Source organism: Streptomyces sp. NPDC020192 (genome assembly GCF_044388685.1).
Classification (GTDB): Bacteria; Actinomycetota; Actinomycetes; order Streptomycetales; family Streptomycetaceae; genus Streptomyces.
In genome coordinates this window covers 13,390-35,692 of sequence record NZ_JBIRXG010000033.1, presented here as the reverse complement: position 1 = coordinate 35,692, position 22,303 = coordinate 13,390, and the positions used below count along the sequence as shown (strand labels likewise).

General features: G+C 68.6%; 26 protein-coding genes and 1 pseudogene. 11 read left to right on the top strand and 16 right to left on the bottom strand.

Features of this window, described 5'->3' with window-relative positions; all coding sequences use genetic code 11:
* Positions 1–40 precede the first annotated feature (40 nt).
* Positions 41–1,054 carry a LacI family DNA-binding transcriptional regulator gene (locus ACH47Z_RS39485; protein ID WP_399082921.1) on the bottom strand — a complete coding sequence of 338 codons (1,014 nt, stop codon included), beginning with the start codon at positions 1,052–1,054 and terminating at the stop codon, positions 41–43.
* Positions 1,055–1,473: 419 nt separating this feature from the next.
* Here ACH47Z_RS39485 and ACH47Z_RS39480 point away from each other — a divergent pair, with 419 nt between their 5' ends.
* Both ACH47Z_RS39480 and ACH47Z_RS39475 read left to right on the top strand, forming a co-directional pair.
* Complete coding sequence (locus ACH47Z_RS39480) at positions 1,474–5,139, top strand: LamG-like jellyroll fold domain-containing protein (protein WP_399082918.1); 3,666 nt, start codon at positions 1,474–1,476, stop codon at positions 5,137–5,139.
* Between the two features lie 344 nt (positions 5,140–5,483).
* Positions 5,484–5,981: a hypothetical protein gene (locus ACH47Z_RS39475; protein WP_399082915.1), complete on the top strand. Its 498-nt coding sequence runs from the start codon at positions 5,484–5,486 to the stop codon at positions 5,979–5,981.
* Here the strand turns inward: ACH47Z_RS39475 and ACH47Z_RS39470 are convergent.
* Together ACH47Z_RS39470 and ACH47Z_RS39465 are read right to left on the bottom strand one after the other, a co-directional pair.
* A complete protein-coding gene (locus ACH47Z_RS39470) occupies positions 5,934–6,635 on the bottom strand; it encodes a carbonic anhydrase (protein WP_399082912.1) in 702 nt (233 codons plus the stop codon). The genes ACH47Z_RS39475 and ACH47Z_RS39470 overlap by 48 nt on opposite strands.
* A gap of 185 nt (positions 6,636–6,820) precedes the next feature.
* Positions 6,821–6,955: a hypothetical protein gene (locus tag ACH47Z_RS39465; protein WP_399082909.1), complete on the bottom strand. Its 135-nt coding sequence runs from the start codon at positions 6,953–6,955 to the stop codon at positions 6,821–6,823.
* 210 nt (positions 6,956–7,165) lie between these two features.
* On the opposite strand from ACH47Z_RS39465, the gene ACH47Z_RS39460 reads away from it, so the two are divergent.
* Positions 7,166–7,441: a hypothetical protein gene (locus tag ACH47Z_RS39460; protein WP_399082906.1), complete on the top strand. Its 276-nt coding sequence runs from the start codon at positions 7,166–7,168 to the stop codon at positions 7,439–7,441.
* 137 nt (positions 7,442–7,578) lie between these two features.
* Here ACH47Z_RS39460 and ACH47Z_RS39455 read toward each other — a convergent pair whose 3' ends face one another.
* Entirely contained in the window at positions 7,579–8,178 is a 600-nt protein-coding gene (locus ACH47Z_RS39455; protein ID WP_399082903.1) for a hypothetical protein, read from the bottom strand.
* Between the two features lie 349 nt (positions 8,179–8,527).
* On the opposite strand from ACH47Z_RS39455, the gene ACH47Z_RS39450 reads away from it, so the two are divergent.
* The gene (locus ACH47Z_RS39450) at positions 8,528–9,163 is read left to right on the top strand and encodes a hypothetical protein (RefSeq protein WP_399082900.1); all 636 of its coding nucleotides are present in this window, start codon (positions 8,528–8,530) and stop codon (positions 9,161–9,163) included.
* Positions 9,164–9,213: 50 nt separating this feature from the next.
* Here ACH47Z_RS39450 and ACH47Z_RS39445 read toward each other — a convergent pair whose 3' ends face one another.
* Both ACH47Z_RS39445 and ACH47Z_RS39440 read right to left on the bottom strand, forming a co-directional pair.
* Complete coding sequence (locus tag ACH47Z_RS39445; protein WP_399082897.1) at positions 9,214–9,651, bottom strand: VOC family protein; 438 nt, start codon at positions 9,649–9,651, stop codon at positions 9,214–9,216.
* 430 nt (positions 9,652–10,081) lie between these two features.
* Complete coding sequence (locus tag ACH47Z_RS39440) at positions 10,082–10,486, bottom strand: hypothetical protein (protein ID WP_399082894.1); 405 nt, start codon at positions 10,484–10,486, stop codon at positions 10,082–10,084.
* Positions 10,487–10,554: 68 nt separating this feature from the next.
* Between ACH47Z_RS39440 and ACH47Z_RS39435 the strand changes: the two genes are divergently transcribed.
* Positions 10,555–10,683 (top strand): hypothetical protein, encoded by a 129-nt coding sequence (locus ACH47Z_RS39435; RefSeq protein ID WP_399082891.1) that lies wholly within the window; start codon positions 10,555–10,557, stop codon positions 10,681–10,683.
* Between the two features lie 612 nt (positions 10,684–11,295).
* Here ACH47Z_RS39435 and ACH47Z_RS39430 read toward each other — a convergent pair.
* Both ACH47Z_RS39430 and ACH47Z_RS39425 read right to left on the bottom strand, forming a co-directional pair.
* Complete coding sequence (locus ACH47Z_RS39430) at positions 11,296–11,418, bottom strand: hypothetical protein (RefSeq protein ID WP_399082888.1); 123 nt, start codon at positions 11,416–11,418, stop codon at positions 11,296–11,298.
* Entirely contained in the window at positions 11,418–11,783 is a 366-nt protein-coding gene (locus ACH47Z_RS39425) for a hypothetical protein (RefSeq protein ID WP_399082885.1), read from the bottom strand. The genes ACH47Z_RS39430 and ACH47Z_RS39425 overlap by 1 nt, the downstream gene beginning before the upstream one ends.
* 545 nt (positions 11,784–12,328) lie before the next feature.
* On the opposite strand from ACH47Z_RS39425, the gene rox reads away from it, so the two are divergent.
* The gene (gene rox / locus ACH47Z_RS39420) at positions 12,329–13,873 is read left to right on the top strand and encodes a rifampin monooxygenase (protein WP_399082882.1); all 1,545 of its coding nucleotides are present in this window, start codon (positions 12,329–12,331) and stop codon (positions 13,871–13,873) included.
* 117 nt (positions 13,874–13,990) lie between these two features.
* Here the strand turns inward: rox and ACH47Z_RS39415 are convergent, their stop codons facing one another.
* On the bottom strand, positions 13,991–14,851 hold the full coding sequence (locus tag ACH47Z_RS39415; protein ID WP_399082879.1) for a hypothetical protein: 861 nt from the start codon (positions 14,849–14,851) through the stop codon (positions 13,991–13,993).
* Between the two features lie 127 nt (positions 14,852–14,978).
* Between ACH47Z_RS39415 and ACH47Z_RS39410 the strand changes: the two genes are divergently transcribed.
* Positions 14,979–15,512 carry a GNAT family N-acetyltransferase gene (locus tag ACH47Z_RS39410; protein WP_399082876.1) on the top strand — a complete coding sequence of 178 codons (534 nt, stop codon included), beginning with the start codon at positions 14,979–14,981 and terminating at the stop codon, positions 15,510–15,512.
* A 753-nt stretch (positions 15,513–16,265) separates the two neighbouring features.
* Here ACH47Z_RS39410 and ACH47Z_RS39405 read toward each other — a convergent pair.
* The 4 genes from ACH47Z_RS39405 to ACH47Z_RS39390 all read right to left on the bottom strand — a co-directional run bounded on the left by ACH47Z_RS39405 (position 16,266) and on the right by ACH47Z_RS39390 (position 17,574).
* On the bottom strand, positions 16,266–16,838 hold the full coding sequence (locus tag ACH47Z_RS39405) for a TIGR03086 family metal-binding protein (protein ID WP_399082873.1): 573 nt from the start codon (positions 16,836–16,838) through the stop codon (positions 16,266–16,268).
* The gene (locus ACH47Z_RS39400; protein ID WP_399082870.1) at positions 16,813–17,043 is read right to left on the bottom strand and encodes a hypothetical protein; all 231 of its coding nucleotides are present in this window, start codon (positions 17,041–17,043) and stop codon (positions 16,813–16,815) included. Before ACH47Z_RS39400 ends, ACH47Z_RS39405 begins: the two co-directional genes overlap by 26 nt.
* A gap of 105 nt (positions 17,044–17,148) precedes the next feature.
* Positions 17,149–17,289: a hypothetical protein gene (locus tag ACH47Z_RS39395; RefSeq protein ID WP_399082867.1), complete on the bottom strand. Its 141-nt coding sequence runs from the start codon at positions 17,287–17,289 to the stop codon at positions 17,149–17,151.
* Between the two features lie 75 nt (positions 17,290–17,364).
* Complete coding sequence (locus ACH47Z_RS39390; protein WP_399082864.1) at positions 17,365–17,574, bottom strand: hypothetical protein; 210 nt, start codon at positions 17,572–17,574, stop codon at positions 17,365–17,367.
* A gap of 228 nt (positions 17,575–17,802) precedes the next feature.
* Here ACH47Z_RS39390 and ACH47Z_RS39385 point away from each other — a divergent pair, with 228 nt between their 5' ends.
* The 3 genes from ACH47Z_RS39385 (at position 17,803) to ACH47Z_RS39375 (ending at position 20,211) form a co-directional block, all read left to right on the top strand.
* Positions 17,803–18,915, top strand: coding sequence for a hypothetical protein (locus ACH47Z_RS39385; RefSeq protein WP_399082861.1), 1,113 nt, complete (start codon positions 17,803–17,805; stop codon positions 18,913–18,915).
* 52 nt (positions 18,916–18,967) lie between these two features.
* Complete coding sequence (locus ACH47Z_RS39380; RefSeq protein ID WP_399082858.1) at positions 18,968–19,264, top strand: hypothetical protein; 297 nt, start codon at positions 18,968–18,970, stop codon at positions 19,262–19,264.
* A gap of 281 nt (positions 19,265–19,545) precedes the next feature.
* Positions 19,546–20,211 carry a hypothetical protein gene (locus ACH47Z_RS39375; RefSeq protein ID WP_399082855.1) on the top strand — a complete coding sequence of 222 codons (666 nt, stop codon included), beginning with the start codon at positions 19,546–19,548 and terminating at the stop codon, positions 20,209–20,211.
* 349 nt (positions 20,212–20,560) lie between these two features.
* On the opposite strand, the pseudogene ACH47Z_RS39370 reads toward ACH47Z_RS39375, so the two are convergent.
* Positions 20,561–20,740 (bottom strand): annotated as a pseudogene (locus tag ACH47Z_RS39370) (IS630 family transposase); the annotation flags it as partial.
* A 34-nt stretch (positions 20,741–20,774) separates the two neighbouring features.
* Between ACH47Z_RS39370 and ACH47Z_RS39365 the strand changes: the two are divergent.
* Positions 20,775–21,155 carry a hypothetical protein gene (locus ACH47Z_RS39365; protein WP_399082852.1) on the top strand — a complete coding sequence of 127 codons (381 nt, stop codon included), beginning with the start codon at positions 20,775–20,777 and terminating at the stop codon, positions 21,153–21,155.
* Positions 21,156–21,202: 47 nt separating this feature from the next.
* Here the strand turns inward: ACH47Z_RS39365 and ACH47Z_RS39360 are convergent, their stop codons facing one another.
* Together ACH47Z_RS39360 and ACH47Z_RS39355 are read right to left on the bottom strand one after the other, a co-directional pair.
* Positions 21,203–21,724, bottom strand: a complete 522-nt coding sequence (locus ACH47Z_RS39360) for a hypothetical protein (protein WP_399082849.1) — start codon at positions 21,722–21,724, stop codon at positions 21,203–21,205.
* Positions 21,708–22,199, bottom strand: coding sequence for an RNA polymerase sigma factor (locus tag ACH47Z_RS39355; protein WP_399082846.1), 492 nt, complete (start codon positions 22,197–22,199; stop codon positions 21,708–21,710). The genes ACH47Z_RS39360 and ACH47Z_RS39355 overlap by 17 nt, the downstream gene beginning before the upstream one ends.
* Positions 22,200–22,303 lie beyond the last annotated feature (104 nt).

Here is a 22,303-nt window from a genome sequence, read left to right as displayed (position 1 = left end):
GCGGTGGAGTAAGTGCGCGGGGGTTACCCGTGGGGTGGGGTCAGGACGCCGTGGCGGGCCCGGTGCTGGCCCGCAGGGAGATGGGCGGCGCGAGGAGGTGGTGCCGGGGCGGCGCGTCGGGATGGTCGAGCCGCTCCACCAGCAGGTCGACGGCGCGCCGCCCCATTTCCTCCGCCGGTACGTCCGCCGCCGTGAGCTGCGGGGTCACCGTCTCCGCCCAGCGGCCGGCCACGACCCCGGTGATGGAGAAGTCGCGCGGCACATGGCGGCCCGCCTGGGCGAGCCCCCGGTACAGGCCGCCCAGCGCGGCCTCGTTCAGCGTGACCAGGGCAGTCGTGGCGGGGTCGTCGTGCAGAATCTGCTCCAGGCATGCCTGGCCCGAAGCCGCGTCGTCCCCGCAGCAGTACGTCCGCACCGTCAGCCCGCGCTCGGCCGCGGCCTTGGTGAAGCCGTCCAGGCCGCGGTGCGCGGACTCGTATCCGGCCCGTAGCAGCTGCTCGGGACGGTTGACGAAGGCGACCCGGCGGTGGCCGAGATCCGCGAGGTGGTGGACGCACGCCGCCGCCAGCGCTGTGTGGTCCAGGCCCACCCACCAGCTGCCCTCCGGACGGGCGGTACGGCCGATGGCGACGGAGGGGAAGTCCAACTCGGCCAGGTGATCGACCCGGTCGTCCTCCAGCCTGATCTCCATCAGGATCGCGCCGTCGACGCGCCGCTCTCCCAGCAGCCGCTGGAAGGAACGGTCGCTGTCCACGCCGCTCGGTGAGAGCAGGACGTCGTAGTCGTAGGCCGCGGCGGCCTCCACCACGCTGCCGATGAAGTCCAGCTGCATGCCGGTGTAGTGGTTGCCGGCCGGCGGGAAGACCAGGCCGATCGTGCTGGTCCGGCCGTTGGCCAGGGCGCGGGCGCTGGCGTTGGGCCGGTAGCCCAGCTCGTCGATGACCTGCTGGATCCTCCGGCGCGTGTCATCCGAGACCGGGCGCTTGCCGCTCAGCGCGTAGGAAACGGTGCTCCGCGAGACACCGGCCCGCCGGGCGATCTCACCGATGTTCACGGTGACTCCTTGCTCGAACCGGCTCGACACCTCCGAAGAGGGAGCGGCCGCCGGTCGTGAGGGCGTGGATGGGTGAGGGGCGAGAGCCGGCTGTCGAACCGGTTCGCGTTGAAGCGAACGTAGGAACTCCTCGAACTCCTGTCAACACTTCTGGATCGACCTTTCCGACCCGTATCGCTCCGCGGAGAACCTTGTGCCGGAGGGATTGCCGGTCAGCCTCACCAGTGCTAGCTTCCCGAACCGGTTCGATGAAGCAATCCTTCCGACAGCCATGGCCGTACGCCGCGCCTCCCCCGGAACACGGGGGCGGGGCCCCGCCATCCGGAAGATCTTCATAGCGCCGTCGCTGTGGAGTCGAACCGGTTCGATGAGCGCCGCCATCGAGATTCACGTACTTCAGGAATCGGAGGACGCAATCCATGCCATCCGCTGACAGACCCGCCCGGCGACGCCGGGCGTCGGCCGCCGTGGCCGTCGCTCTGGGCGCGGGCCTGCTGGCCACGCCGGCCGCCCCCGCCCAGGCGGCGGACCCGCCCCAGCCGGCGGCCCACTACACCTTCGACCAGGACGACCTCGCCTCCGGAAAGATCGCCGACAGTTCCGGCAACGGGCTCACGGCGAGCCTGGTGAACGGCTCCACCGCCCAGTCCGTCGCGGGTTCGGACGGTGGCAAGGCTCTGGCCTTGCCCGGCGGGGCGCCCGACTCCGAGGGTGCGTACGTCCGTCTGCCTCGCGAAGTCCTCGGGGGCGCGGCCGACCTGACGGTCTCCGCCCGGGTGAGGTGGAGCGGTGACGCCTCGCCCTGGCAACGGATCTTCGACCTGGGCACCAACACCACGAAGTACCTTTTCACCACCCCGTCCAACAACGGCGGAGTGCTGCGCACCGCCGTCACCACCGGCGGTGGCGGCGCCGAGGCCCAAGTGAGCGGCTACGCCGCGCTTCCCGCGGACCAGTGGCGAACCGTCACCGTCACCCTCGACAGCTCCGCCCAGCGCATCACCACCTACCTCGACGGCGTCGCCGTGTCCTCCGCCGCGACCGGCGTCAAGGCCAAGGACCTCCTGGACAGCTCCGCCACAGCCGCCGGCTACATCGGCAAGTCCCTCTACCCGGATCCCCTTTTCAAGGGCGCGATCGACGACTTCACCGTGTGGCACACCGCGCTCACCCCCGAGCAGGTGGCCGGTACGGTCGAGCACGTGCCCACCCTCCAGCAGCTCTCGCAGGCATCGTTCGAGGTCCGTACGACGACGGGGACCGCCCCGCCCCTCCCGGCCGCCGTCCGCTCCTCCTTCTCCGACGGCTACGACCGCGACACGCCGATCACCTGGGATGCCGTCCCCGCCGAGAAATACGCCCAGCCGGGCACGTTCACCGTGGCAGGAATGGCGGCCGGGCAGGCCGTGAAGGCGACCGTCACCGTGGTCCGCGAGGGCCGGCTGAGCGTCGACCTCGGCTCGGACACCGGCGCCTTCCACGGCGGCGCTTCCGGCACCCTGTACGGCGTGTACGGACCGGGCGTCCCGACCAACAACCTCATCGAGGGCATGGGCCTGCGCACGGTCTCCACCAAGGCGCAGGACGGCCCACAGCACCCCGGTGCCGACGCGCTGGAGGTGGTGAAGCCGCTCGCCGACTCCACCCACGGTGACGTGTACGTCTACATGACCGACATCCACCGCGGCTTCCCGTACGAGTGGCCGGGCGACACCCCCGCGGAGAAGCTCAAGCTCTACGAGGAGAAGATCGCCAAGCAGGTCGACCAGGTCCTGCAGCTGCCGAAGCAGTACCAGGACCACATCGTCTTCGTGCCGTTCAACGAGCCCGAGGGCAACATGTTCGGCACCGGCGAGTGGAGCTACGACAAGGTCAGCTGGCTCAACGACCCCAAGGACTACTTGGCCGCCTGGGACGAGGTCCACAAGCTGATCAAAGGCAAGATGCCCGGTGCCCGCATCGCCGGCCCCAACACCAGCGTCCTGTTCGACCAGGTGAAGGGCTTCCTCAGCCACGCTCTGGCCGCCGGCACCCTCCCGGACGTCATCACTTGGCACGAGCTGAGCCACCCGGAGGCGGTGCGTCAGAGCGTCGCCACGTACCGGGCGTGGGAGAAGGAGCTGTTCAAGGGCACCGACAAGGAAGGCACCCAGCTCCCGATCAACATCAACGAGTACGCCTTCAACTACCACACCTCGGTCCCCGGCCAGATGATCCAGTGGGTCTCCGCGATCGAGGAGTCCAAGGTGGATGCCGACATCGCCTACTGGAACATCGACGGCAACCTCTCCGACTCGGCGGTGCAGTCCAACCGCGGCAACGGCCAGTGGTGGCTGCTGCACTCGTACGCCTCGATGAGCGGGCACACGGTGAAGGTGACCCCGCCGTTCCCGGGCGAGAACTACACCATGCAGGGCGTGGCCACTCTCGACAATCAGAAGAAGCAGGCGCGGCTGCTCTTCGGCGGGTCCAACGGGAAGGGCCACATCACCTTCACGGGCGTCCCCAAGAAGGTCTTCGGGGATCGCGTGCACGCCTGGGTGCGGGAGATCGAGTGGAGCGGGCAGATCGGCGACAACTCCGGCCCGAAGCTGCTCACGGAGACGAACCTGAAGGTCGATGACGACGGCAAGGTAGTCGTCGACTTCGACGACGGCGCGCTGCCGAAGCTGAAGGAGTCATCGGCGTACGAGATCGTCCTCAGCCCGGCCGGCAAGGCGAAGGGCACGCAGTCCCCGCCTGTGCGCTGGCAGGGATCGTGCGAGGCGGAGGACGCCGCCCACACCGGGTCCGGCTACTCCAGGAACGGCCCGGAGGGCTCGACGAGTGACGTGTCGAAGTTCTACACCTCCGGCGGCTACGACGTGGGCGGCCTGCGCACCGGCTCCGACGTCATGCTCGACTTCAGCGTGGACGTGCCCGAGGACGGCACCTACGACCTGAGCGTCTTCGCCAACTCCCTCAACACCTTCGACAAGGTGAAGGAACAGGGCCCCACCAATGTCTTCCTACGCGTGGACGGCAAGGCGGACAGCGAGCAGGAGCTCTACCTGCCGCTCGGCTACAAGTGGGTGGTGTGGGACCACACCGACACCCAGGTCCACCTCACCAGGGGCAAGCACACCCTGACGCTCGCCGCGAAGAGCCTCGACGGCAAGCGCGCCACCAAGGGCGACGCCATCGTCGACCGCCTCACGCTGTCCTTGCCTGAGGCGTCGGCGTCCACCCAGGTCTACGAGGGTGAGCTGGCCTGGATGAGTGGTGGGGCGCGGCCCGTTTACGACCTGCCGAAGCACACCACGACCCCCGCGACCGGCTCGGGCGCGGTCCGGCTCGCGAGGAACCAGACGGCCACGTTCTGGGTCTACTCCCCCGCCGACCGCGAGGCGACCCTCAGGGTCGACACCCTTGGCGGCACGGGCGCCCGGCTCTCGGTCAACGGGTACGACGTCCTGCGCCTGTCCAAGGGCAAGGACGAGGTGGCCGTCTCCCTCTCGGGCGGCATCAACAAGGTGACGGTGACCGGCGGTTCGTCCGCCACGTTCGTCGACCGGCTCACGGTCAGGCTCACTGACGGCACGCTGAAGGCGCGTACGTACGAGGCGCAGGAGGCCAAGCTCAGCGGCTCGGCCATGCTGACCCCGCTGTCCCTGGCGACCGACGGCACGGCGATCACCGGCATCGGCGGCGATCCCGGCAACGAAAACACGGCGACGTTCACCGTCACCGCGGACAGGGCGGGCCTGTACGCGCTGCGCATCCGCTACTCCAACCCCGAACAGTCCGAGGCCACCCACTACAATCCGGACCCGCTCGCCCGGCACGCCGACATCACCGTCAACGGCGGCGCGATGCAGCGCGTCAGCTTCCCGCACACCTTCCACCAGAACAACTTCTGGGAGCTGACCGTCCCGGTCCACCTCGAGAAGGGACAGAACACGGTCACCTTCCGCTCAGAGGAACTGCCGAACTTCGACGGCACCACCTACGCCTCGGACACCTTCCCCGGCGTACTGCTCCGCTCCCGCTATGCGCCGCTGATCGACCGGATCAGGGTCGCGCCGTACGCACGAGAACGTCGATGAGGTGTGATCGTCAACGGCGGCGAGGCAAGGCGACGATGGCGTGCCCTGCAGGTCATCATCGACGCCAAGAGCAGCTCCGTCGTGACGGTCAGGGCCCGGCAGTCGCAATGGCTGCCGGGCCTTGACCGAGTCCGGTGTCGACCGGGACTCACAGCCGATCGTCGCCATCGCCGGCCCCGGTCCAGAGTGGTTCGTCACTCCACCGCAACCTCTGGGAGAAACTCGCCGACATCAAGCCGGAGCGTCCTGTGATCGCGGATCCGCTGTGAGCCACTGCCCCTCGTCGAAGTCGGTGCCGGCCGTGGTGCGGCCGTCCAACCCGCGACGATGACCGTGGTGAGGCCGTGATTGACCGTCCCCAGCTGCTGACCAGCGTCAGGCACGAAGCCCCCACTCCTGCGATCCTGCGTTTCATCGGCGAACTCGTCACCGGCGGCGCCCCCGTCGTGAGGCTGGCTTGCCCGCGCTGCCACGGAGTGAAGGCGCTGTCGAAGCTCCTGGACGGCCGGCGGATCTGCCGGGCCTGCTTCGCCAAGCACGCGGCCGTCCCCTGCGCACGCTGCGGCGCCGTCCGCGAACCCGCCACCCGGGACGCCGACGGTCAGCCGCTGTGTCCCAACTGCCTGATCCGCGACCCTCTCAACCTGGAAGTCTGCGTCGGCTGCGCTCGCCGTCAACCGGTCGCGGTCCGGCTCGCCGGCGTTCGCCCGTACGTCCGGCGGCGCGGGGCCGGGGACCTGCGATGGCGCGAAGTGCAGGATGCCGTCCTACGCCCGTCCGTCTCTCCGAGCGGTTCAGGAGGGCGGGCCGGCCAGGACTTCCACCTTGCCGGTGTCGAGTGAGTAGTACGCGCCGACCACCGCCAGGGAGCCCTTGCGTACCAATGGGGCGAGGTCCGCGTTGGAGCGAAGCGCATTCGTGGTGAGCTTCGCCTGAGCTCGGGCCATCGTCTCGACCGGGTCGGCGCCGCCTTCCCTCACTGCCTGCTCGTACGCCGGCCGCAGAGCCGTGACGATCGCTTGGAGGGTGCCGGTCAGGGGTTTGCCGTCACGCAGGGACTGGTACGCCGCTTTGACGGCGCCGCAGCGTTGATGCCCCAGGACGACGACGAGCGGGGTGCCACTCGTCATCGGGCCGTACTCGACAGAACCAGTGACCACCGGACCGACCGCCTGCCCTCCCGTGCGCATCACGTAGAGGTCACCCAGTCCGGTGTCGAAGAGAAGTTCAGGCGGAACCCGGGAATCGATGCACGACAGAACCGCCCCAAAGGGCTCCTGTTCCTGAGCCACGAGCTGACGCCGGTCGGGGTCCCGGTCGGGGTGCTGGAGGTTTCCGCTCACCCAGCGCCCATTGCCATCCATCAGTCTCGCGAACGCTGCGGCGGGCGTGGTCGGGCGCGGACTGGGCGAAGCGCTGAACGCCGACGTGGCGGCGCTCGTCGATGAGCACCCCGCAAGGGCGGCCGCGGCGCCCGCGAGCGAGCCGGCCAGCACAGCCCTACGGTCCAAACGCCCAACTGTGCCCATCGGTCGGTCCCTTCTGCGCCGTACGAACCCCTGTGGCCGCCTACGGACCAGGGCCATTGTCCGGCGTGGTGCGGCGGCCCGGCGGCAGGCACAAGTGGACACGGCCGCAGTGCACACTGACGGCCCACAGAGACGGGCTCTTCCCACCAGGATCAGCCGAGCCGCACCATCGAGCGCAGCAGGGCGTGACGTAACGCCTCCGGGGCGGGGAGGCCACCGTGGCCGGCCTTCTGCTCCTGGTCGTGCCGCTCCTCCTGACGACGCTGGCCGCCCGGCTGGGGCTGCACGCGTCGACGGCCCCTGCCGGGGGGCTGGTTCGTCGTAGGTGGCCATGGAACCCGGGACAGTCACCGGGTTCGGCCCGAACCGCAGGCGGTCACCATCCACGGTCTGGACGAGGGTACGGCCTCGGCGAGGCGTGGCGGCCGGTCGTAGAGCGGCTCTCCGAGCGGGTCGCGACCTGGCCTCCTGCGGCCCCGGAACCGGAGGACTTCGGCGTGGACGCACCCGTCGACGTGCTGTGGCACGAGGGAGTGCTCGTCTGGGCACACACCGGTGCGGGCGGTGCCGTCCTTCTCGGCGGCCAGTTCGACGCCGAAGGTCTGCGGTGCGGAGCACTCAACCCACACAACCCGGGAGACCACCTCGACACGTGGCACGTGGTGATGCGCCGTGGAAAGTCACTGGAGGCCCTGGCCGACGAGTTCCTCGAGTGGATCGCCCACGAGAACTCGGCACCGCCGACCCCACCGACTGCGGCAACTCCCCCATGACCAATGCGTTCCGTGTCCTCGTCTCCGCGTTGGCCGCCGGCGACACCCGCCGCAACAAGACATACTGCAAGGGCACCTGCGGACACGCATGACACAGCCTTCCCCCGACAGCCCAGGGGGCGTCTTTCAGAAGTGGATCAAGCCTCGTGGTCGGTTGGGCGGGGTGTCTCGTCTGTCCAGCCTCGGGTCAGGGCCAGTCGGCCTGACCGGTGTGCCTCGCGCTGTTCGGTGACCCATCGCTCGACCCGGTTCACGGATGTCGCGAGCGACTGGCCGGTGGTGTCGATCAGGTGGGTGCGCCATCGCGGGTCCTCGGCGGTCCACGTGGCCCACCGGTGCCAGGCCATCTCCGGCCAGCTCCCGTCGATGATGACGTCAGGCCGGAAGCGCGGATCGCGGGCGTGCCCGCGGTGCCAGGCGGCCCAGCCGCAGAAGGCGTCGGTGGCGGCCTGATCCCATCGGCCGCCGTCGCGTGCGGCGAGTCGGTCGCGCCGGTCCTGGTCGGCGACGTCGATCAGGCAGACTGCGATCCCGTTCAGCGACGGGGCCGAGAGGGCGGCCAGGACTTCGCCCAGCGGCGAGTTCCCGGACAGCAGCAGGTCCATTCCACGGACCTGATACTCCAGCGCGCGGCGCACCCACACCTCGGTCATGCGATTGCGCCAATGGGGAGGGATCGGAGGGTCCGGGACACCGACTTCGTCGAAGGATCCGTGCTTGTACAGCACGGTCAGCATGTCGGCTCGATCAAGGCCGGCAATGTCGATCCCTCGTTCTGCATAGGTCGAGACCGGGATCAGCACTACGACAAGTGAACGAACAGACGGGAGTTGTCCCGTCTCATCCCAGCTGGCAACTGCTGGGTCTCTGGTCCACGAGGTTGCCAGGCGGTCTGAGTATGTCGGCGGGCGTCATTCTCAGGCGAGTTGGCTTCGACGGAAGCGGCGCTCCCAGCGGGTTGGTCAGCCAGGCCTGGCTGACCAACTGTCTCATGAACCGACCGACACGTCATGGCCGGTTCGCCTGCCGATGCTGCCGGGCGCCCGGGTTAGGGTGAGCGGCCACCACGCTCAAGGAGCCTGAATCATGACCATTCATCCTGATGTAGAGGCCTTGCTCAGAATTGTTCCCGCAGAACACCGGGGCGAAGAGCGTATGGACTGGACGGCTGCGGAGGCCGCGTTGGGTACGAGGCTGCCGAGCGACTACATGTCATTCATGGACACCTATGGTGTGGGTGACATCGAGGAGTTGGTCATCCTTCCGCCACTGCCTGTCAACGTTCCCAGTCTCAGTGACTGCCACATCGGAGCCATGAGTGAGGGACTTCGCTGGGTGTGGGAGAAGGAGGGTGGTGCGCCAGGCGTATCTGCTCGCCCAGAGACCGTTCTGCCGTGGGGTTCCGGCTGCAACGCCAACGAGTTGGCTTGGCTCATGACCGACTCGGACCCGGACAAGTGGCCTGTGGTGGCATGGCGGCGCCAGGTTTCCTATGGCGAGTCCCGGTGGGCGATCTTCGACTGTGGCATGGTCAAGTTCCTCACGCGCATGATGCTCGCGGAGTTCGACAAATGCCCGCTCGGTGACGCGTCACTTTGGGGACGTCCTGGAACCTTCGTCAGCTGGCGCGAGCAGCGCCGCCGACTCGTCGCCGGACTGGACCCCTTGACCGGCGAGCCGGACCCTTATGCCGAGATGTTCCCGATCTCCGATGATGACTGAGATACCTCAGTGGGCGGTGCTGCACGAGGTCCCGTGATCCTTCGCTTAACTCAACCAGCCGGTGGGGGCTCTTCGCCGAAGACCCAGGGCGCCAGTACGACCTGCCAGCCGTCCGGGTCCTCGAAGAGAACAGCGCCGTGTTCCGGCCAGTAGGGGTTCGCGGCGGGAACCGGGCTGTACCCGAACTCGGCGAGCCGCCGGGCGGCGACCGCGACGGCTTCGGGGCCGCGAAGGTAGAGCACCAACTGGTTCTCCGGGTGCGGCTCGGGGATGCGGGGTGGGTCGCCGTGCTGCAGCAGTTCCATGTGCACCAGGGTGCCTGGCAGGCCGAGGACGACGCCGTCGTAGCCCTGGTGGCCGCGCCATTGGGCGAGCACCGGCAGGCCGAGGACGTCACGGTAGAAGACGAGGACCTCGTCGTACTTCGCGGTCGGACGGGCGAAGCGGACCGCTCCGACGTCGAGGTGGCTGGGCCAGGAGTGTGCCATGGGACGATCCTGCCACGTCCCCACCAGGAGCCGAATCGGGGACCTACGGCGGGAGGGCCGGAGTTTCGCTTGTTCGGCGGAGGCCGATGTCTGGTGCGGGCCGAGCATGGCGGAGGAGCTCGGGGGACGCGGCAATGACTTCCTGGTGCGAGCCGCTGTGGCCGTGACTGCGGGTACTTATCTTCCTGGCGGCGGTGGGCGGGATCGTCTCCTGTGCGCGGGCGGCGGGCGAGCTCCGGGGTGAGGGGCTGCGGTTGTGCCCGGTGTGCGAGGTGCTGGGTGGCCGGGGTGGACCATCGCAGCAATGCGCTGTTCTGCTCGACGAAGTGCCGCCGCGGGGCCTGGGTCCGCCGAAAGGAAGCATTCGCAGAAGCGTCCGGATAGACGCTTGGGCGTACGGCTCTGATGCGCAGTTCTTGGGATCGCTCGGCTACCAGCCGACTGTGTGCCGAATGTTTTCGATGAGGCTGTTCACGGTGGCGGCCGACGCCGAGGTTGTGCCCACCGCTGCCAGCAGCCGCGCCGCGGCCTGGTGGAACCGCTCGCGCTGCCCGGGGACGGCTTCAGGGGCGGCGACCACGCTCTCGAGCTCCTGCGCGCTGGCGACAGCTTGCGACGCATCCCACAGCGCACCGCTGGCGGCCTGGCTTCGTACGAGGGTGACGATCGCGACTGCAATGTCCTGGGCGCTGGGCTGATTCGCCGGGGCGCCGATGGTCATCTGGTGCTGGTGGTGCGGTCCCTGTCCGAGGTTGCCCTGGTTGCCCGGGGCGGAGTAGCTGTCTCCGTTGCTCGCGCTCACGACGATCCTCCTGTCGACGACGATGCTGGTCACGCCCGGATTGGCGGGTGGTTGTGGGGTCGGGCGAGTCCTTGCTGCGGTCGCGGTCGTGACCGGCCCGCATGTCGAACCAGGAGACCGTCACGCCCCAGGCGCTGGCGGCCTCGGCCAGGACCTTGTGGATCTACTCGCTCAGTCCCCGCAGGCTGATGACGGCATCGCTGCTCTCCATCGTCGCGATGGAGTTGTAGAGCTCGTAGCTGTGACGCACGGGTGGCGGCACAGCGGAAGGGGCCTTCGAGGCCCAAGTCGTGGGCGCTGCGCATGGCCTCGGTCAGCCACCGCCGGGGGTCGTCGGCGATGTGCGTCAGGCACAGGCTGGAGATGACGCTCAGGTGGACGTCGCCTCGGCGCTGGATCGAGCGGTGGGCGGTCACCGCGCTGTCCGCGTCGTGGCGGGCGATGCCTCGTGCGATGAGGAGGGCCTCGTGGGTCATGGGTGTAGCCGCCTCCTCGTGCAGGGTTTCCCGTTCGTCCAGGGCCTGCTGGACCGTCTGCGGTCCGTCCTCGAGGGCGGCGAGCGCCACGGCTCAACGAGCCCCCACCGCTGCGGCACCCGGTGCCTGCGCGTAGTGGATGAGCTGATCGCCGCGTGGCGGGAAACCGGCCCGGGGTACGGAGGGCACGGCGGACGTGGTGGCGTACGCCGAGCGGACCGGTGTCCCGGTGCGGGTGCTGTGGCCCCAGGGCGCCAGCCGATGACAGCAGCAGGCTCGCTGTGATAGCCGAGGATGGTCAGGACGCCGGGCAGATGGCACGGGCCGCTCGGACATTCGGCGTATTCATGTCCCGGTCGGCGCGCGCTACTGCTGCCAGGCGTCGGCGCTCTGGTCGAAGGCCTCCTTGTAGGCGCGGCGCCGGGTGAGGTCGGATCCGGTCAGCTGCGGGTGCACCGGCGGCTGCTGGGGGGCGGCCCAGAGTTGCATCAGGTGACGTTCACCGCGAGCGGGCCGTCTTCGGGTTCGGCTTCTTCGAGGTCTCCGCTACCCAGGATGTAGATGACGGGGGCGTCCTCGGTGGCGTGCAGGCTGATTTCTTCCGCAGGCCCCCAGGCCGGCTCGGTCTCGGGTGGGGGCGGGGCGTCGTGGGTTTGGACGGTGATGGTGCCGGTGCCGGTGTCGGTGTCGGTGTCGGTGTCGGTGTCGGTGAGGATGTGCGCCGTGTCGCTGCCGATGGGCCCGCACCGCCAGCCGTATGGCCACTGGGGCGGCCATGCGTAGTCCTCGCCGAGCGCGAGGAGGTAGCCGTACTCGCCGGTCTCCGGCGCCAGGGTGGGCTCAGCAGTGATCATGGTGGTTTCCTCACGCAGAGGGGGCACCCCCGGCTCGCGGAGGTTCCCCTTGGTGCCGTACGGCCCAGCCTGTCAGACCGTCAGGCGACGACGTGGAACGGCCCCGGACTCCCATCTCTGACCCACGGTGCAAAGTAGCCGCGCGGGGCGGCCGGTCACTCTGCTCGTGGGCCTCGCGCAGCTGCTCGTGCTCGTCAAGCGCATCCGGTTCCAGCGCGCAACGCCTTCCGAGATCCGGGCCGCCTCGGTGCGGCGAGGATCAGATCGTCGACCGGCACCGGGACCGGGACCAGTCGGGACGCCACGCCGGATTCGCCCCGCAACCGCACGGGCCCGTTCGGAGTCGTGATCACGTGGCTGGAAAAGGATTGGACGGGGTGATGCTCGGGCTTGTAGCTTGCAGTGGACCGTGACACCGCCCGAGGAGGTGAGACCCATGAACGCTGTATCGACGTGGGTGCTCCCCCTTCCCGTCACGGCCGGCGATTGACGTAGGTGTCGCCGGGAGCGCCTCCACAACAAGGCACTCCCGAAAGGCAACACCTATGCACTCTCCGCAGTTCACCGCCGAACCGTCGTCGAACGGTACGGTCGAGCGCGACTTCACCGTGGGCGACGTCCCCGGACTCCGGTCGTCGGCCTCCGGCGCCGATCGCGCGCCCCTCATGTTCGACGTGATCATTGCCGGGTGCGGGCCAACTGGCGCAATGCTGGCCGCCGAACTGCGGCTGCACAAGGTGCGGGTACTCGTTCTCGAGAAGGAAACCGAGCCCGTGTCGTTCGTCCGCATCGTCGGTCTGCACATTCGCAGTCTCGAGCTGATGGCCATGCGCGGACTGCTGGATCGCATTCGCGAACACGGAAGACAGCGTCCGGCCGGCGGATTCTTCGCCGGCATCAACAAACCCGCGCCCCAGGGCCTGGATTCCGCGCACGCCTATCTGCTGGGCATCCCGCAGCCGGTCATAGTTCACCTGCTTGAAGAACATGCGACCCAACTGGGTGCGCAGGTCCGGCGCGGTTGTGCGGTGGCCGATTTCGAGCAGGACGACGAGGGTGTAACGGTCGAGCTGACCGACGGCGAACAGCTGCGTTCGCGCTATCTCGTCGGCTGTGACGGCGGGCGCAGTACGGTGCGCAAACTGCTCGGCGTCGGCTTCCCCGGCGAGCCCTCGCGGACCGAGACGCTGATGGGCGAGATGGAAGTGGGTGTGCCGCAGGAGGAGATCGCCGCCAAGGTGACCGAAATCGGCGAGACCAACAATCGGTTCTGGCTCAGGCCCTTCGGCAAGGGGGCATATAGCGTCGTAGTCCCCGCCGCCGGAGTCAGCGATCGCGCGGAACCACCCACCCTCGAGGATTTCAAACAACAGCTGCGCACCGTCGCCGGAACCGATTTCGGCGTGCACTCCCCGCGCTGGTTGTCCCGCTTCGGGGATGCCACCCGGCTAGCCGAACGCTATCGGGTCGGGCGGGTGCTGCTGGCCGGCGATGCGGCACACATCCACCCACCCACCGGCGGACAGGGCCTCAACCTGGGCGTTCAGGACGCATTCAACCTCGGCTGGAAACTGGCCGCACAAATCCGCGGCTGGGCGCCGGAAACACTGCTGGACACCTACCAGGCCGAACGTCATCCGGTCGCCGAGGACGTGCTGGACAACACCCGCGCCCAGATGGAACTGCACTCCGCCGAACCGGGCCCGCAGGCCGTGCGCAGGCTGCTCACCGAGCTGATGGACTTCGACGAGGTGAACCGCTATCTCATCGAGAAGATCACCGCGATCGGCATCCGCTACGACTTCGGCGAAGGCCCCGACCTGCTCGGCCGCCGCCTGCCCGATATCGACATGAAACACGGCCACCTCTACGGTCTGCTGCATCGTGGCCGCGGCCTGCTCCTGGACCGCACCGAACGCCTGACCGTCGGCGGCTGGTCAGACCGCGTCGACTACCTCGCGGGCCCCACTGCGGCACTGGATGTTCCCTGCGTCCTGCTACGCCCCGACGGCCACATCGCCTGGATCGGCGACGATCAGCAGGACCTGGACGACCACCTCTCCCGCTGGTTCGGCAAGCCTGCCAACTGATTTCGCCCGAGCAACCGAAAGGGCCCGTACGACTGGTGAGCTCGCATGTTGCGGTGTCGCGTATTCTCCGGGGCCTCCGGCCTAGGTCACCATGAGTTGTCGTTGGTGCTCTGCTGATCAGTCTGGGCCGTCGCAAACGGGAGCGTGAGGCGGGATCGTCCAGCGCATCATTGTCTGGCCTTCCGGGCTGGGCTGAAGAGTCACGGGGTAGACCTGCCCGAAGCGGCGTTCGCCACGATGTCTCATTGAGTGGTCGCCGTTGTCCCAGTTGATCCCCAGAACCGGGCAGCCGGCGACCTCGATGGCGCCGATCCGAAGCGGGTGGGTCCAACTCGCGCGGTTGAAGCGGTGGAAGTCGGTGTGCTCATCGACCGCAACCATGACGCCCCGGCCCTGCTGGTCACCTTCCCAGGCTTTGAGGGCGTCGACAATCTTCTCGGCGTCGTCGGGAGGCAGGTCGAGCCACCCTCGCACGTGGCTGCCGTGTTGCGGGATCAGCTCTCCGCCGTACTGAAGGTGGGCGGCCTCCGCGTAGCCGCCCCAGTATGTGACGTCGGCAAGGCCGTCGGTTGACGGGTGGCTGTCTCCTGTCCAGGAGTCCAGGGCGACCGCGTCACCGAGCACCATGCCGCACCGGTCGACCGGCAGATCGCCGAGAATGATCGGTTCGTTCCCTGCGGTACCGGCCCATGGCAGGCCGAGATCGATCTCAAGGACCGCAATCGTCGGTCCGCCGTCGAAGGGCGACGTCGTCGTGCCGGCCCGCACCATCAACGCTTTGTCATCCGCAGCGGGAACCGCGACCAATTCACACATCCAGTCCTGGACGTGTCCGCCGCCGATCGACGCCACGGCACTTGCACGCTCGGACAGTGGTTGGCCGAGCTGCGACCAATGATCGATCCACGACGCCATCCCCAGCACAAGGACTCCTGATGGCGCCGTCACGACTCCCAGGTCAAAGTCAGTCTCAGCCATCCGGCGATTCAACCCTTCTCCAGCCCTGAGGATCAAGGTCGGCCGGGTCAGCGACTGTGGCCACCGGGGGCATACCGGGCGAGCGCCGGATTACCGACGAGGCGCTCGCCTCCGGCAGGATGGGCGCATGACCGAGATCCGCACACCCCGTCTCCTCCTCCGTAGCTGGCACGACGACGATCTCGCGCCGATGGCGGACATCAACGCGGACCCACGGGTTATGCGCTGGATCGACGACGGCTCGGTGCGCGACCTGGACCACACGGCCGAGGCCATCGAGCGATGGAAGGAGGAGTGGGACGAGGAGGGCTTCGGACTCTTCGCCGTCGAGTTGCTGGCCTCGGGCGAACTGATCGGCTTCACAGGACTGTCCGTGCCCGAGTTCCTGCCGGAGGTGATGCCCGCCGTGGCGATCAGCTGGCGGCTCGGCTCACAGTTCTGGGGCCAGGGATACGCCTCCGAAGCCGCGCACGCCACGCTGGAGTTCGCGCTCCAGGACCGCGGCCTGGACCGTGTCATCAGCATCAACCGGGTGGGGGACAACGCCTCCGAGAACGTCATCCGCAAGCTCGGCATGGTGCCCGAGCGGGAGACGGCACACCCGGTGTATGGCTACCCGCTGCGCGTTCACTCGATCGATCTCACCGAGTTCCAGGCGTGAACCGGGCGAGCCGTCGATCATCACAGGACAGCCGACCACTGTCCCTACGTCCCCGAGCGCATTGATCGCAACGGTACGGACACCGAAGGACGGATGGTGTCTTCCCGTCCCTGACCTGCGCTTTCACGGAACTGTGGCCAGAGCCTTTGTCAAAAATCGCCATCCCCGGTGCGCACGATGCCCTTCACCAACCGCTCCCGGTGCGCGCCTCCGTACGCAATCCAAGGACGGGTGCGCACCGGTGCCCGAGCGCGGCGCTCACCGGTGGCGGTGTCGGATCCTGCGCGCGTAGTGCCACAAGTACGTCGGCCACTGGGGTACTGCCGTGAACGGCGCCGGACCGGCGGCCTGCGCGCCGGGCCGAACTCCTCGGCCAGATCTGCGACTTGCAGACGGAGTGGACCGAGGACGATGTCCGCGAGCTGGGGCAGGAGAACCGGCGAGAGACCGACCGGCTGGCCGCGGCCCACAGCAACGTCCACTTCGCCGACGAACGCATCGCCGACCTCGAAGCCCAATCGACCGCGACGAGCTGGAACTCGAACAACTCCACCTCGCGGCGCGGGGAGGAGAAAGGCTGGAAGCGTTCTACGAGAGGCTGGGCTGGCGAGAGGCCGGCCGCTGGCCCGGAGCGCTCCGTCTCGCGCCCGAGGACACCTGCGGCGAGGTCCTCATGATCCTCGCTCCACTCTGATCACGCGGTTCGTCGAGCAGCCCACCCGGGAAACGGCAGAGGCCGTTCCACGACCGCGTTCACGGCGTCCACGGGACCGGAAGGCCGGTGAACGCGACCAGCCGTTCGAGCGCGGGTGCGTCGTCTCGGATCGGTTGTGGATCGGCGAAGCGTCCGGCGCGCGATGGGGCGGGCAGCTGGGCCCGAGCGAACGCAAGCGACTGCTCGACGAGGTAGTCGGGCCATTCTGCCGCAACGCCGGTGGCCTGGGCGAGGTCCCATCCATGCACGATCAGATCCGCGACGCGCCACTGCAGCCGCACGGCGCCGGCGGCAACATCCACCCACGACGAGCTGCTTCGCTCCAGAGCCTCTGGAAGGACGGCGGCGGCCAGCAGCGCCGCGGCGGATCGGCGGTGGGCCCCGGCCGGATCGGCGCCGAGACAGTCGGCCGCACGGTCGGGCATCGGGCCCTCCTCGAACATCGCTACGAATACGAGGTTCACCTCGACGAGGTGGCTGACCACATCTCGCACGCTCCACTCCGTGCACGGGGTCGGAGCCGTCCACTGATCACCGGCTATACGGTCGATCATGCCGCCCATAACTGCGGATGCACGTACGAGATCATCGACGATCGGGGAGTTTGTCACTCGGCGAGGCTACGACGTGCCGCACTCGATGCGCCGGTTTACCCAGCGCGGCGAGGCGGTCATGGGCAAAGTAACGGTCGCTGGTCGTGCCCGACGTGGGGCGGAGGGTGATGTGGCCGGCCGCCGGGTCGTGCGCGGCGAGCGCCGCGCGGGTGATGACGGCATCATCGCCGGGATCGAGCAGGACAGTGACGTCAGGGGACATGTCGTTCACGGGATGCGGCAGTCGGGTCGGTACCGAAGGAGCGGACACGGCGGGCGGGAGCGGGAGTGCTCACAGCAGGGTGCGGCGGCCGAGTTTGCTGAAGACTCAGCGCAGCAAGCCCCGGTTGACCCCGAGGCCGGGCGTGGCCTCAAGGGCGCGCCCCAGGTGGTAGGTGATCTTGGCCAAGGTGCGGAAGACACCGTGCGCGGCCACGTCGTCGCAGGACAGCAGGTCGCCGGGATCCACGCCGTGCCACACCTGGTGCTAGGCGAAGATCGCGGTCAGGACCTCCCCGCAGGCCAGGAGCCGGAACTCCTGCCCTCACGGCGGCGATGCCGGTGGCCGCGGTGAAGTAGCGGACCCGACCATGGTGGAGACCTTCAAGAACGGGCGGGCGGCCAGGGCGGACGCGAGCAGGCTCTGAGCGCGGCCGGTGCGGTGGCTGGTGGTGGTGTCGACCCACTGTGCGCCGCAGGCGGCCGCACGCACGGCCGCCTGCGGGATCACCCAGCACCGGTAGCTACGCAACACGAGCTGCGCGGTCACAGTCAGTCGCCGACCGGCAAACCGAACGGTCGAACCACTGAAACCTCAAACGCCGAACATCACATGGCCGACCACATGTCACTGCCGGGGGATGCGGCTGTCCCCAGCGGTATTCGGCGACGTCGAGACCGGTCTGCGCGGCGCTGTGACGGCGATGCCGGCTCCTGTGGCCGGACGGCAGCGGCTCCGCCGAGCGGGCGCGAGAATGAGTCCATGGAATGGATCTCCGGCGTGGCCGGAGCGCTGGCCCTTGTCGTGGTGCTGAGCAGTATCCTGCGCACCCTGGTGGTTCCAAGAGGCCTGCACTCCGCACTCGTCTTCCGCCTCTGGTGGGTGTTGCGCCGAACGCTCCGGCTCACCGCCCCGCGCGGCGGGTACGCCGCCATCGACCGGGCCCAGACCTGGTTGGCCCCGCTCATGCTCATCGGCATGCTCGCCACCTGGCTGTGCGGAGCCCTGCTCGGCTTCGGGCTGCTGCTGTACGCGCTGTCCCCGCTGTCCTGGACCACCGCGTTCCGGGAGGCCGGCTCCAGCCTGTTCACGCTCGGTTTCGCCAGTGGCTCCCGGCTGCGCCTCTCCGCTCTCGACTTCGTCGCGGCGGCCACCGGACCGGTCCTGATCGCCCTCCAGATCGCCTACCTGCCCACGCTCTACGCCGCCTACAACCGTCGCGAACTGGAGGTCACCCTGCTCCAGGCACGGGCCGGCGAGCCCGCCTGGGGACCGGAGATCCTCGCCCGGCAGTGGCTGGTCGACACCGAGACCGCGCTGCCCGAGCTGTACCGCGCCTGGGAACGCCTCGCCTCCGACATGGGCGAGAGCCACTCCACCTATCCCATCCTGCTGACCTTCCGATCGCCGCGTCCGCACCGCAGCTGGCTGGTCGGGCTCATCGCCGTGCTGGACGCGGCCGCCCTCCAGCTCGCCCTCGCTCCCCGGCACGCGCCGCCGGAGGCCCGCCTGGTGCTGAGGGCGGGCTTCACCGCCCTGCGCGACATCGCCCGCGCGCTGCGCATGCCCTTCGACGCCGACCCCTCGCCGGACGCGCCCATCCGGCTCACCTTCGACGAGTTCGACGCGGCGGTGGCGATGCTGGAGGCGGCCGGCTTCCGGGCCGAACGCCCGTCGAAGGAGGCCTGGCCGCATTTCCAGGGCTGGCGGGTCAACTACGAGGCGATCGCCTACGAGCTGTGCCGCCGCTGCGACGCCGTACCCGCCCTGTGGACCGGTCCCCGCGACTTCACCGGCGGCGCGATCCCGCCCGCGCGCCCGGTGGACCGGCGACCCGACCGAAGACGGCCGGAACTACCCCCCAAGGAGAAGTAGTTACCTCGCCCTCCGCGCGGGAAGACCCCAGCGGGAAGCCGGCCTTACGGGTGTGAAGCGGGCGATCGTCGTGAGGGTCGTCCTGCCGGCCGAACGGGCCCCGTCCACCAGCGTCGCGATCAACCGCTCGTCCGCCGCCGCGCTGGACGCCTCGGCCGGGGAGAAGAGCATCGGTTCCCTCCGAGCACGCGTGCACATGTCAGCTCTTCGCGGCTGCTTGCAGAATGAGCCCGCTGATCACTTCCGGACGGGTCACGAGCGACAGGTGACCTGCATCGACACCCAGTTCGACAAGGCCAAGTCCGGCATCACCACGGCTCAGGTGGGCGCGAGAAGCAACTCATCGTGATCCAGGCCCAGTTGGCGCCCGTGCAGAAGGCCTACCCCGACAAGGTCGCCTCCACAGACGCGGCCGCCAAGCGGGCACACGGACTATGAGATGTCCGTGATCGCGAGAGCTGTCGCCCATGGTCAACGCCCGTGGAGTTCGGTGAAGTTCTATTGTTCCTCGGGTCCCGGTGGCACCATGCGGCTGGACCCTCCGATGGATATGCCGGATCTGTCAGTGCTGGGGAAACCTGACCCCGTGAAAGGTTCTGTCATCGGCTACTGTCACTGCTGAGGAATCGAATGAATATGGGCATCCACCGGACAGACCTGTACCCGGACGTGACCGCTTCGGGCGGCCTTGCGGCAGCCATGAGAGAGGCAGCGGAGCTACGCGGATGCGACATCGGGCTGTCGCCTTGGCTCACCGGGGTCATCAGTATCGAAACAGCGAGGGGTTTCCTGTTGGTCGATCCTGCGGCCGAGGAACGTCTGTTCCGGCTGCATGTTCACATCCCCGGGTACGCCTGGGAGATCGGCTCGACGGGGGATCTTGGATTGCTTGTGGAGGCGGTCGCTGCATGGCGGGAAGGCATACCGCTGGACGAGTTGAAGGAGAGATTCGAGTTCATGGAGCTCGAAGAATTCGCCCGGGCGATCGAAAGTGGAGAGCCCACCTCGTTGCAGTGGTACGACCTCCTTTCGTTCGACTTCCACCGGCGACAGTGGAACCTTCTGCGCCGCCTTCATGCGGATGAGGTACTGCAGAACATGTTCCCGACGATCACGCACGGTGCCGTCCGCCTGCAGGTGGATCCCTTGGACGGAACGAGCCGTCAGGTTCTGGTGCATGAGCTGGACGGGGAACGTTATGAGGTCAGGCGTGTCGGGGTGCCTGAGGCCGCCTGGGTCGAGGTGCCGACCGGTGATCTGATCGCCTACCTGCGAGCTGTCTTGAGCCAAGAGTGATCTCGACAGATCGATGAAGTCGAAACCCCGCCAGGTAGTCCCTGGCGGGGTTTCTTCATGCTACTTACGCGTTCGGTGCGCGCGAAGGCGACCTGGGGTCACCTCAACCGACCGATGGGCCGTCCAGGACGCCAGTACTCGTTGATGACGTCGCCGAGGACGCGAGGTGCGCAGGAGCTTGTGCGTATCGAAGTCGTGCACGGTGGCCGGCTGTTGGACCGAGTCGGGTGGCAACTGACGACGGGCCCGATGGGGCCGATGGGGCCGATGCGCGTTGTAGTACTTCTTGTAGGCGGCCAGGACCTGCCGGGCATGAGCCTCGCCCATGATGAGGACATGATCGAGGGCTTCGGTCCGCGCTGGCGAACGTCACCTCGGCGATCTTCGCCACGGGCATGCCCTGCGCGGACAGCAGCACCAGCTGTGCCCGCCGCCAGGTCACCACCGACCCGGTGCCCCTGCGTACGATCCGCAGCAGGCGCCGCCCCTCGTCGTCACCGATCTCGCGGACGCGTACTCGCTCAGCCACCCGGACCACCGACCTCATCGGCCGCACCGTCGCCGTGCGGCGCGCGCTCGACGAGGACGCTGACAGCCTGAACCTGGCGGCTGCCGCGTTGGGCATCTCACCAACGACAGTCGCCGCACTCCATCGGCAACCGCGTACCGCACCTGCTGAAGACGATGAAGAACCGCCCGCACCCGGTTATACCCTGACCGATCCCGAACACGTCGCTGTCGCACGGGACTTCACCAGCACGGTTCGGGCCGCCCTGGCCCGCATCGACCCGCGCGAAGCCGAGGCGTTGATTCGGCGGTACGGCCTGGACGACCGGCCGGAAAGGTCATTCCGCCAGATCGGCCGTCCCCTGGGCACCTCCGACCACGACCGCTCTCGAACTCGCCCCAGCCCTTGGAATAGATCATCTGGAACGCTGCCCTGAGCTGGACAGAAGTCAATGCCCGTCGTCCCCGTGGCCGGTCCCAGGGGTCATGGGCGGGTGCCGGCGGCGGAAGGGGACGCGGAGCGCGCTGGGTCCGTCGACGGCTCCACCGTGCGCGTGCGCGGAGTGGGGTCCGAGGGCCGGCGTTCTGTCCGGGTTGTCGAGGGGGCGGCGGAGGGTGCGGCGGTCGTGGCCGGGGGGCGGGTGGGAATGGGCGTCGTACCCGTCGAGGGGCGGGCGCTGGGGCGAGGGGTGCCACTCACGGGAGCCGACTCGGCCGGGGTCGGTAGGGCCGTGGCGCTGCTCGCGGAAGGCGGAGCGAGGGGGACTGTCGGGGAGGCGGGGGCCTGGTGGGCGGTGCGCAGCAAGGGTATGGCGAGGAGGGCAGCGACGGTGCAGATCGCGCCGGCTCCGACGGTTGCGCGCAGGATGCGGCGGCGGGCCGCGCCACGGCGGACCTCCTCGTACCGGCCGGCGGGCGGGGCGAGGTGCTCGAAGGGCGGCCGCATGATGACGGCGAGGGGATCGTCGGGTTCGAAGTCCGGACCGTCGTCATTGTATGTGATCAAGGCTTCTCCTCAGGTGGGCGCGGAGCAGTTCGCGGGCCGCGTGCAGGTCGGCCTTGACGGTTCCTTCCTTGCGCCCGGTCAGCACGGCCACCTCCCGGATCGGCAAGTCAGCGTAGTAGTGCAGGAGGGTCGGTATGCGCAGTCGTTCGGGGAGCGCCTGGACGAGCAGGCGGACCGAGGGGTCGGTCTGCTCGGTGGGCGGGCGGACGGACGCCTCGACGGTGGCGCGACGCATGGCCTTGCGCTCACGCTCCAGGCGGCGCCAGTGGTCCCGGACAATGTTGGCGGCCGTGACGTAGAGGAAACCTCGGGGCTCTGACACGGACGTCCAGCGGGCCCAGAGGCGGGTGAACGCCTCCGATGCGATCTCGTGGGCGGTCTCGTCGTCGTCGACCAGGCGGCGGCACCAGCCAGCCAGGCGCGGGTAGAGAGCGGCGAACAGCTCTGCTGCCGCCTTCTCGCGGGACCGTTTCAACGCTCTCCATAGGGGGTGAGGGCTCTCGTCACGCCCGGGGGGCGCGGGGCACCCGTGGGGAAGACCCCGGACCGACGGCGTACGTTCCATCGGCCCGGGATCGG

What these genes read in the sequence shown, in the direction of transcription:
- ACH47Z_RS39480 (WP_399082918.1), top strand. Translation starts at nt 1,474, where the DNA reads ATGCCATCCGCTGACAGACCCGCCCGGCGACGCCGGGCGTCGGCCGCC.
- ACH47Z_RS39455 (WP_399082903.1), bottom strand. Translation starts at nt 8,178, where the DNA reads ATGCTGACCGTGCTGTACAAGCACGGATCCTTCGACGAAGTCGGTGTC.
- ACH47Z_RS39450 (WP_399082900.1), top strand. Translation starts at nt 8,528, where the DNA reads ATGACCATTCATCCTGATGTAGAGGCCTTGCTCAGAATTGTTCCCGCA.
- ACH47Z_RS39445 (WP_399082897.1), bottom strand. Translation starts at nt 9,651, where the DNA reads ATGGCACACTCCTGGCCCAGCCACCTCGACGTCGGAGCGGTCCGCTTC.
- ACH47Z_RS39435 (WP_399082891.1), top strand. Translation starts at nt 10,555, where the DNA reads ATGTCGAACCAGGAGACCGTCACGCCCCAGGCGCTGGCGGCCTCGGCC.
- ACH47Z_RS39430 (WP_399082888.1), bottom strand. Translation starts at nt 11,418, where the DNA reads ATGCAACTCTGGGCCGCCCCCCAGCAGCCGCCGGTGCACCCGCAGCTG.
- ACH47Z_RS39425 (WP_399082885.1), bottom strand. Translation starts at nt 11,783, where the DNA reads ATGATCACTGCTGAGCCCACCCTGGCGCCGGAGACCGGCGAGTACGGC.
- rox (WP_399082882.1), top strand. Translation starts at nt 12,329, where the DNA reads ATGCACTCTCCGCAGTTCACCGCCGAACCGTCGTCGAACGGTACGGTC.
- ACH47Z_RS39415 (WP_399082879.1), bottom strand. Translation starts at nt 14,851, where the DNA reads ATGGCTGAGACTGACTTTGACCTGGGAGTCGTGACGGCGCCATCAGGA.
- ACH47Z_RS39410 (WP_399082876.1), top strand. Translation starts at nt 14,979, where the DNA reads ATGACCGAGATCCGCACACCCCGTCTCCTCCTCCGTAGCTGGCACGAC.
- ACH47Z_RS39400 (WP_399082870.1), bottom strand. Translation starts at nt 17,043, where the DNA reads ATGTCCCCTGACGTCACTGTCCTGCTCGATCCCGGCGATGATGCCGTC.
- ACH47Z_RS39385 (WP_399082861.1), top strand. Translation starts at nt 17,803, where the DNA reads ATGGAATGGATCTCCGGCGTGGCCGGAGCGCTGGCCCTTGTCGTGGTG.
- ACH47Z_RS39375 (WP_399082855.1), top strand. Translation starts at nt 19,546, where the DNA reads ATGAATATGGGCATCCACCGGACAGACCTGTACCCGGACGTGACCGCT.